The organism is Pseudomonas sp. (genome assembly GCF_050739995.1).
GTDB lineage: Bacteria > Pseudomonadota > Gammaproteobacteria > Pseudomonadales > Pseudomonadaceae > Aquipseudomonas.
Map to the genome: position 1 here is coordinate 1 of NZ_JBOICG010000052.1, position 7,841 is coordinate 7,841.

Sequence of the window (7,841 nt, forward strand, 5' to 3'; positions counted from 1 at the left end):
GATTCACCTATGGGGGGTCAACAGGGTGTGAGGTCCTCGTCAAAGAATTGTGAACGGGCGGCGCTGATTTACGTTTTTTTGCCGCTGAATCGATTCGCCCCAATTCTTAGGCTGCTATCATTTGTAACTATTGTTTGCCAGGGTGTTCTACGCCCTTGGCATCCATGCCTTCACGCTGCTCCCAGAAGCGGCGGATAAACCCGTGACCACATGATGAGGTGCACCCATGTCTGATCAAGATCAAGACAACCCGCGGCGCGACTTTTTGCGCAAATCCTTGACCTTGATCCCGGTGGTCACGGTTGCCAGCACGGGCCTTGGCGGCTCGATGTTGATGGCCACACCGGAGCCTGCCCAGGCCGCACCGGCCAAGACGCCTGCGAGCGACAAAGCCTACGAGCCGAGTTATTTCACCGCTGAAGAATGGGCGTTTATCAACGCTGCCGTCGCCCGCTTGATTCCCGCCGATGCCCAAGGCCCTGGCGCTCTGGAAGCGGGTGCACCGGAATACATCGATCGTCAGATGAACACGCCTTACGCCAGTGGCGCACTGTGGTTCATGCAAGGTCCGTTCAATGCCGATGCCGCGCCGGAGATGGGCTGGCAGAGCAAGTTGGTGCCCAAAGAGATCTATCGCCTGGGCATTGCCGCAACGGATGCGTGGTCGAAAGCGTTCAATGGTAAAGCTTTTGCTGGGCAAGACAGCGCTACCCAGGATGACATGCTGCGTCGTCTGGAGGCGGGCGGCAGTGAAGTGAGCGCGCATTTTGAAGCGGTGCCGGCCAAAATGTTCTTCAACCTGCTGCTGCAAAACACCAAGGAAGGTTTCTTCTGCGACCCGATCCACGGTGGCAACAAAGGCATGGTCGGCTGGACCATGATCGGCTTCCCCGGCGCCCGCGCCGATTTCATGGATTGGGTGGAACGCAACGAGCAGTACCCCTTCCCGGCTGTTTCCATCCGTGGCGAGAGGGCATAAACGTGGCGACCATCATGAAGAAAGTGGATGCAGTGATCGTAGGCTTCGGTTGGACCGGCGCGATCATGGCCAAGGAGCTGACGGAAGCTGGCCTGAACGTGGTAGCGCTGGAGCGCGGCCCGATGCAGGACACTTACCCGGACGGCAACTACCCTCAGGTCATCGACGAGTTGACCTACAGCGTGCGTAAAAAACTCTTCCAGGACATTTCCAAGGAGACGGTGACCATTCGCCATAGCGTGAATGACGTCGCCCTGCCCAACCGCCAGTTGGGTGCGTTCCTGCCGGGGAATGGCGTGGGCGGTGCAGGCCTGCACTGGTCGGGTGTGCATTTCCGTGTCGACCCGATCGAATTGCGCATGCGTAGCCACTATGAAGAGCGCTACGGCAAGAACTTCATCCCCAAGGACATGACCATCCAGGACTTCGGCGTCAGCTATGAAGAGCTGGAGCCGTTTTTCGATTACGCGGAGAAAGTCTTCGGCACCTCGGGCCAGGCCTGGACCGTCAAAGGTCAGTTGGTGGGCGAAGGCCGTGGCGGCAACCCGTATGCGCCGGATCGCTCCAACCCGTTCCCGCTGGAGGCGCAGAAAAACACCGTCTCCGCACAGCTGTTTCAGAAAGCGGCTAGCGACGTGGGTTACAAACCCTACAACCTGCCGTCGGCCAATACCTCAGGGCCTTATACCAACCCGTATGGGGCGCAGATGGGGCCGTGCAACTTCTGCGGTTTTTGCAGCGGCTACGTTTGTTACATGTATTCCAAGGCCTCGCCGAACGTGAACATCCTGCCGGCGCTGCGCCAGGTGCCGAACTTTGAGCTGCGTCCCAATTCCCACGTGCTCAAGGTCAACCTGGACAGCACTAAGAAAAAAGCCACCGGCGTGACCTACATCGACGCTCAGGGGCGCGAATGCGAGCAGCCGGCGGACCTGGTGATCCTAGGCGCTTTCCAATTCCATAACGTGCGCCTGATGCTGCTGTCGGGCATCGGCAAACCCTACGACCCGATTACCAATGAAGGCGTGGTGGGCAGGAACTTCGCCTACCAGAACATGGGCACCATCAAGGCCTTCTTCGATAAAGACACCTACACCAACAACTTCATCGGTGCCGGTGGCAATGGCGTGGCCATCGATGATTTCAACGCGGACAACTTCGACCACGGGCCACACGGTTTTGTGGGCGGCTCGCCGATGTGGGTCAACCAAGCGGGCAGCCGGCCGATTGCGGGTACCTCCAACCCGCCGGGCACGCCGGCCTGGGGCAGTGCGTGGAAGCGTGCTACCGCCGATTACTACACCCACCAGGTGTCGATGGATGCCCACGGCGCCCACCAATCCTACCGGAGCAACTACCTGGATCTGGACCCGGTATACCGCGATGCCTACGGCCTGCCGTTGCTGCGTATGACGTTCGATTGGCAGGAAAACGACATCAAGATGAACCGCTTCATGATGGAGAAAATGGGCAAGGTCGCTGAAGCGATGAACCCGAAGGTCATTGCCATGCTCGGTAAAAAAGTCAGTGAGCACTTCAACACGGCGTCCTACCAGACCACCCACCTCAACGGCGGCGCAATCATGGGCACCGACCCCAAAACCAGTGCGTTGAACCGCTACTTGCAGAGCTGGGATGTACACAACGTGTTTGTCCCAGGCGCGTCTGCTTTCCCACAGGGCTTGGGGTACAACCCTACCGGCCTGGTGGCGGCATTGACCTACTGGTCGGCGCGGGCGATCCGCGAGCAGTACCTGAAAAACCCCGGCCCACTGGTTCAGGCATAAGGAGCGATGACCATGAAAGCACTCGTTATCGCCTCCGTGGCGCTGTTCAGCAGTTGCTCGATCAGCGCGGCTGAAACGGACCTGATCAAGCAAGGTGAATACCTGGCCCGTGCCGGCGACTGTGTCGCCTGCCATACCGCCAAGGGTGGCAAACCCTTTGCAGGCGGCCTGCCGATGGAAACCCCGATCGGCGTGATCTATTCCACCAATATCACCCCGGACAAGACGGGCCTGGGCGACTACAGCTTCGAAGACTTCGACAAGGCCGTGCGCCATGGCGTCGCCAAGAACGGTAGTACGCTTTACCCGGCGATGCCCTACCCGTCTTACGCGCGCGTCAGCGACAGCGATATGCAGGCGTTGTATGCGTATTTCATGAAGGGGGTCGAGCCGGTCGCTCAAGCGAACAAGGACAGCGATATTCCCTGGCCCTTGAGCATGCGCTGGCCTTTGGCTGCGTGGCGTTGGATGTTTGCCCCGGCGGTGCAGGAGCAGCCGACCCAAGCGGCTGCCGATCCGGTGGTCAGCCGTGGTGCGTACCTTGTGGAAGGTCTTGGCCACTGCGGTGCTTGTCATACACCGCGTGCCCTGACCATGCAGGAAAAAGCCCTGAGTGCCACCGACGGCAACGCGTTCCTGTCCGGCAGCGCGCCGCTGGAAGGCTGGATCGCGAAAAGCTTGCGCGGCGACCACAAGGACGGTCTCGGCAGTTGGAGCGAAGAGCAACTGGTGCAATTCCTCAAGACTGGCCGTAGCGACCGTAGCGCGGTGTTTGGTGGCATGAGTGACGTTGTAGTCCACAGCATGCAGTACATGTCGGAAGATGACCTGACTGCCATCGCCCGTTACCTCAAGAGCCTGCCGGCGGTCGATCCCAAGGATCAGCCGCACCAGTACGACAAGCAGGTGGCAGAGGCCTTGTGGAAAGGTGATGACAGCAAGCCGGGTGCGTCGGTGTACATCGACAACTGCGCGGCCTGCCATCGCACTGACGGTCATGGCTATACGCGGGTGTTCCCGGCGTTGGCGGGTAACCCGGTGCTGCAGACGGCGGATGCCACGTCATTGATCAACATCGTGTTGAATGGCGGCACCTTGCCGGCGACCCACACGGCACCGTCCACCTTCACCATGCCGGCGTTCGCCTGGCGCCTGTCAGACCAGGAAGTGGCGGATGTGGTCAGTTTCGTTCGCGGCAGTTGGGGCAATAAAGGGGCGCCAGTGAAGGCCAGCGACGTGGCCGACCTGCGCAAGAGTGATAGGCGAACCACGTCCGGCGATGACTTGGGGCAAGTGACGCCAAAGCATTGATCCTGCCCTGACCGCCAAACGGCACTGGTCAAAAACCGTGCGCCTCGATACTGTATATAAAAACAGTATCGAGGCGTTTTTATGTCGACTGCGCTGCCACCCCGTGGCCGGGGCACCGCCACCAACCTGCATAACCGCTTTGCGCCCACCGTCAGTGTGGCCGAGGACGACGGCTGGTTTCAGGAAGTGCCGCCGACCCAGGGCACTGAAGTGCGTATCGAAACGGCCAAGTCCATCATCACCCGCAACAACTCGCCGGATTTGCCCTTCGATCGTTCGATCAACCCTTATCGCGGCTGCGAGCATGGCTGCATCTACTGCTATGCGCGCCCCAGCCATGCCTATTGGGACATGTCGCCGGGTCTGGATTTCGAAACAAAACTGATCGCCAAGACCAATGCCGCCGATGTGCTGGAGCAACAGCTGTCGAAACCCGGCTATGTGTGTGCGCCGATCAATCTCGGCTCCAACACCGACCCGTACCAGCCCATTGAGCGTGAGTACAAGATTACCCGGCAAACGCTTGAAGTATTGCTGCGCTACCGGCACCCGGTGACCATCATCACCAAGGGATCACTGATATTGCGCGACCTCGACCTGCTGACCGAACTCGCCCGCCAGCGCCTGGTGGCGGTGATGATCAGCCTCACCAGCCTGGACGATGAGCTCAAGCGTATCCTGGAGCCGCGCACGGCGGCGCCCAAGGCGCGACTGCGGGCGATTCGGGTGATGCGGGAGGCCGGCATCCCGGTGGGCGTGCTGTGTTCGCCGATGATCCCCATGATCAACGACAGCGAATTGGAGAGCCTGCTCACCGAAGCCCATGCCGCCGGTGCGCAAAGTGCAGCGTACATGATGCTGCGCCTGCCGCTGGAGGTCGCGCCGTTGTTCGAGGAGTGGCTGGCTGCACATTACCCGCAGCGCGCAGCCCATGTGATGAGCCTGGTGCGCCAGGTGCGCGGTGGTGAGGTATACGACAGCCGTTTCGGCGTGCGCATGCGTGGTGAAGGACCGTTTGCCGATTTGTTGGCGCAGCGGTTCAGCAAGGCGATCAAACGGCTGGGGTTGAACCGTCGGGAAGGGTTCAATCTGGATTGCGCAGCGTTCTGCCCACCGGGCAGACAGATGGCATTGCTGTAAACTGCCTAGGAATAGCGCGTTGATTCTGTAGGAATAGTCGCGTTTTGACATCACTGAAACCCGCGATCTAGAGCGGTTCTTTCAGTTTGAGTTAAGTTTCGATGGTTACCTTGTTTAACGAGTGACTGACGAGTCTGTTTCGCCGCTGTAGGAATTTTTACTGACTGGCGTCGATCTGACTTGAACACTCCCCTGCATTAATCAAGAGGATGAATCATGAGTGACAAGGATAAACAGCCGTTGGCTGCGTCGGCTTCAGCCCCTCAGGTGGCGGAAACCGCCGATGCAGCGCTAAAGCATATTGTTGACGGCTTTTTGCATTTCCATCACGACGTCTTCCCCCAACAGGAAGAACTTTTCAAGAAACTCGCCACGGCCCAGAGCCCGCGGGCAATGTTCATTACCTGCGCCGACTCGCGCATCGTGCCCGAGCTGATCACCCAAAGCTCCCCTGGCGACCTGTTCGTGACCCGTAACGTCGGTAACGTGGTGCCGCCCTACGGCCAGATGAACGGTGGTGTTTCCACTGCCATCGAATACGCGGTACTCGCCCTGGGCGTACAGCACATCATCGTGTGTGGGCACTCAGACTGTGGCGCCATGCGTGCGGTACTCAACCCGGACAGCCTGGAGAAAATGCCGACGGTCAAAGCCTGGCTGCGGCATGCCGAGGTCGCCAAGGCCATGGTTCATGACAACTGCGACTGCGCCAATGAAGGCGAGAGCATGAAAGTGCTGACGGAAGAAAACGTCATCGCTCAACTGCAGCATTTGCGCACCCACCCTTCCGTGGCTTCGCGCATGGCCAACGGTCATTTGTTTATCCATGGTTGGATCTACAACATCGAGACCAGCGAAATCCGAGCCTACGATGCGGACACTGCGGCATTTCGACCGTTGAACGGCACCGAGCCGATTCCTTCCGCGACGCCTAAAGCGCGCTTCTAAAACACTTCCCTGCCGGGTCAAGCGGTGGCTGCCATGGATGCAGCCAGGCTTTGCCGCGCCCGGTAAATGCCTTGGGAGAGTCATCATGCGTGCTGCTCAATTGAAAGCTGTACTGCCGCGGGAGCTGCTTGCCTCTGTGGTTGTGTTTCTGGTTGCCCTGCCCCTGTGCATGGGCATCGCGATTGCTTCCGGCATGCCGCCGGCCAAGGGGTTGATCACCGGGATTATCGGTGGCCTGGTGGTGGGTTGGCTGGCGGGTTCGCCGCTGCAGGTCAGTGGCCCGGCGGCGGGGTTGGCGGTGTTGGTATTCGAGCTGGTGCGCCAGCACGGCATGTTGATGCTGGGGCCGATTTTGTTGCTGGCGGGGTTCCTGCAACTGGTGGCTGGGCGTCTGCGCCTGGGTTGCTGGTTTCGCGTCACGGCACCCGCGGTGGTGTACGGCATGCTGGCGGGGATCGGTGTACTGATCGTGCTATCACAGATCCATGTGATGCTCGACGGTGCCCCCAAACCTTCGGGGCTGGATAACCTGGCGGGTTTCCCGGCTGCGCTGGGCGAAGCGATTCCAACCCTCGGCGGTGGCCTGGGTTGGCAGGCTGGCCTGCTCGGTCTGTCGACGATGCTGGTGATGTACCTGTGGGACAAGGTGCGCCCGCAAAGCTTGCGCTTCGTTCCGGGCGCCCTGCTGGGTGTGGGCCTGACGACGGTTGTCAGTTTGGTGCTGGCGTTGCAGGTCAAGCGTGTCGAAGTCCCGGAAAACCTCGCCGATGCCATCGACTGGCTGCGCCCCAGTGACCTGCTGAACCTGGCCGATCCGCAGTTGTTGATCGCTGCATTTGCCGTGGCGTTTATTGCCAGCGCCGAAACTTTGCTCTCCGCAGCGGCGGTCGACCGCATGCACAGCGGTCAGCGTTCGGACTTCGACAAAGAGTTATCTGCCCAAGGCGTGGGCAACATGCTCTGTGGTCTGGTCGGCGCCCTGCCGATGACCGGCGTGATCGTGCGCAGCTCGGCCAACGTGCAGGCCGGTGCTACCACGCGGCTGTCGGCCATGTTCCATGGACTATGGCTGCTAGCGTTCGTGCTGTTGCTGTCGAGTGTGCTGCAAAGCATTCCAGTGGCGAGTCTGGCGGGTGTGCTGGTGTACACCGGGATCAAGCTGGTGGACCTCAAGGCGTTCAAGGCGCTGGGCCGATATGGACGCATGCCGATGTTCACTTACGCGGCCACCGCACTGGCGATCATCTTCACCGACCTGTTGACGGGTGTACTGGTGGGCTTCGGGCTGACGTTGGTGAAGCTGGCATTCAAGGCTTCGCGGCTGAAAGTCAGCCTGATCGACTTGCCGCAAGACGGCGAGATGGAATTGCGTCTGACGGGGGCGGCGACTTTTCTGAAAGTGCCGGCGTTGACCCGGGTGCTGTCGACGGTGCCTGCCGGGACTACCGTTCATGTACCGCTTAACAACTTGAGTTACATCGATCATTCCTGCCTGGAGTTGCTGGAGGAATGGGGCCGGGCAAACGCGGCCAAGGGGTCGACGCTGGTGATCGAGGCGCGAGGGTTGAAGCGGCGGTTGGAAGGGCGGGTGCGGACGACGGTGGGGATAGGCTCGGCGCCGCCTACTATCTGACACAACCGGATCAAAATTGTGGGAGGGGGCTTGCCCCCGATTG

At 60.1% G+C, this 7,841-nt stretch carries 6 protein-coding genes; all 6 read left to right on the forward strand.

Annotated features, from left to right (window positions below; all coding sequences use genetic code 11):
- Positions 1–226 precede the first annotated feature (226 nt).
- The 6 genes from ACRESD_RS01855 to ACRESD_RS01880 all read left to right on the forward strand — a co-directional run bounded on the left by ACRESD_RS01855 (position 227) and on the right by ACRESD_RS01880 (position 7,798).
- Entirely contained in the window at positions 227–979 is a 753-nt protein-coding gene (locus ACRESD_RS01855; protein WP_431749377.1) for a gluconate 2-dehydrogenase subunit 3 family protein, read from the forward strand.
- Positions 980–981: 2 nt separating this feature from the next.
- Complete coding sequence (locus ACRESD_RS01860) at positions 982–2,766, forward strand: GMC family oxidoreductase (protein WP_431749378.1); 1,785 nt, start codon at positions 982–984, stop codon at positions 2,764–2,766.
- Positions 2,767–2,778: 12 nt separating this feature from the next.
- Entirely contained in the window at positions 2,779–4,077 is a 1,299-nt protein-coding gene (locus tag ACRESD_RS01865) for a c-type cytochrome (RefSeq protein WP_431749379.1), read from the forward strand.
- 81 nt (positions 4,078–4,158) lie between these two features.
- Complete coding sequence (locus ACRESD_RS01870) at positions 4,159–5,217, forward strand: PA0069 family radical SAM protein (protein WP_431749380.1); 1,059 nt, start codon at positions 4,159–4,161, stop codon at positions 5,215–5,217.
- A 216-nt stretch (positions 5,218–5,433) separates the two neighbouring features.
- Positions 5,434–6,165, forward strand: a complete 732-nt coding sequence (locus ACRESD_RS01875) for a carbonic anhydrase (protein WP_431749381.1) — start codon at positions 5,434–5,436, stop codon at positions 6,163–6,165.
- Between the two features lie 85 nt (positions 6,166–6,250).
- On the forward strand, positions 6,251–7,798 hold the full coding sequence (locus ACRESD_RS01880; RefSeq protein ID WP_431749382.1) for a SulP family inorganic anion transporter: 1,548 nt from the start codon (positions 6,251–6,253) through the stop codon (positions 7,796–7,798).
- Positions 7,799–7,841: the final 43 nt, after the last annotated feature.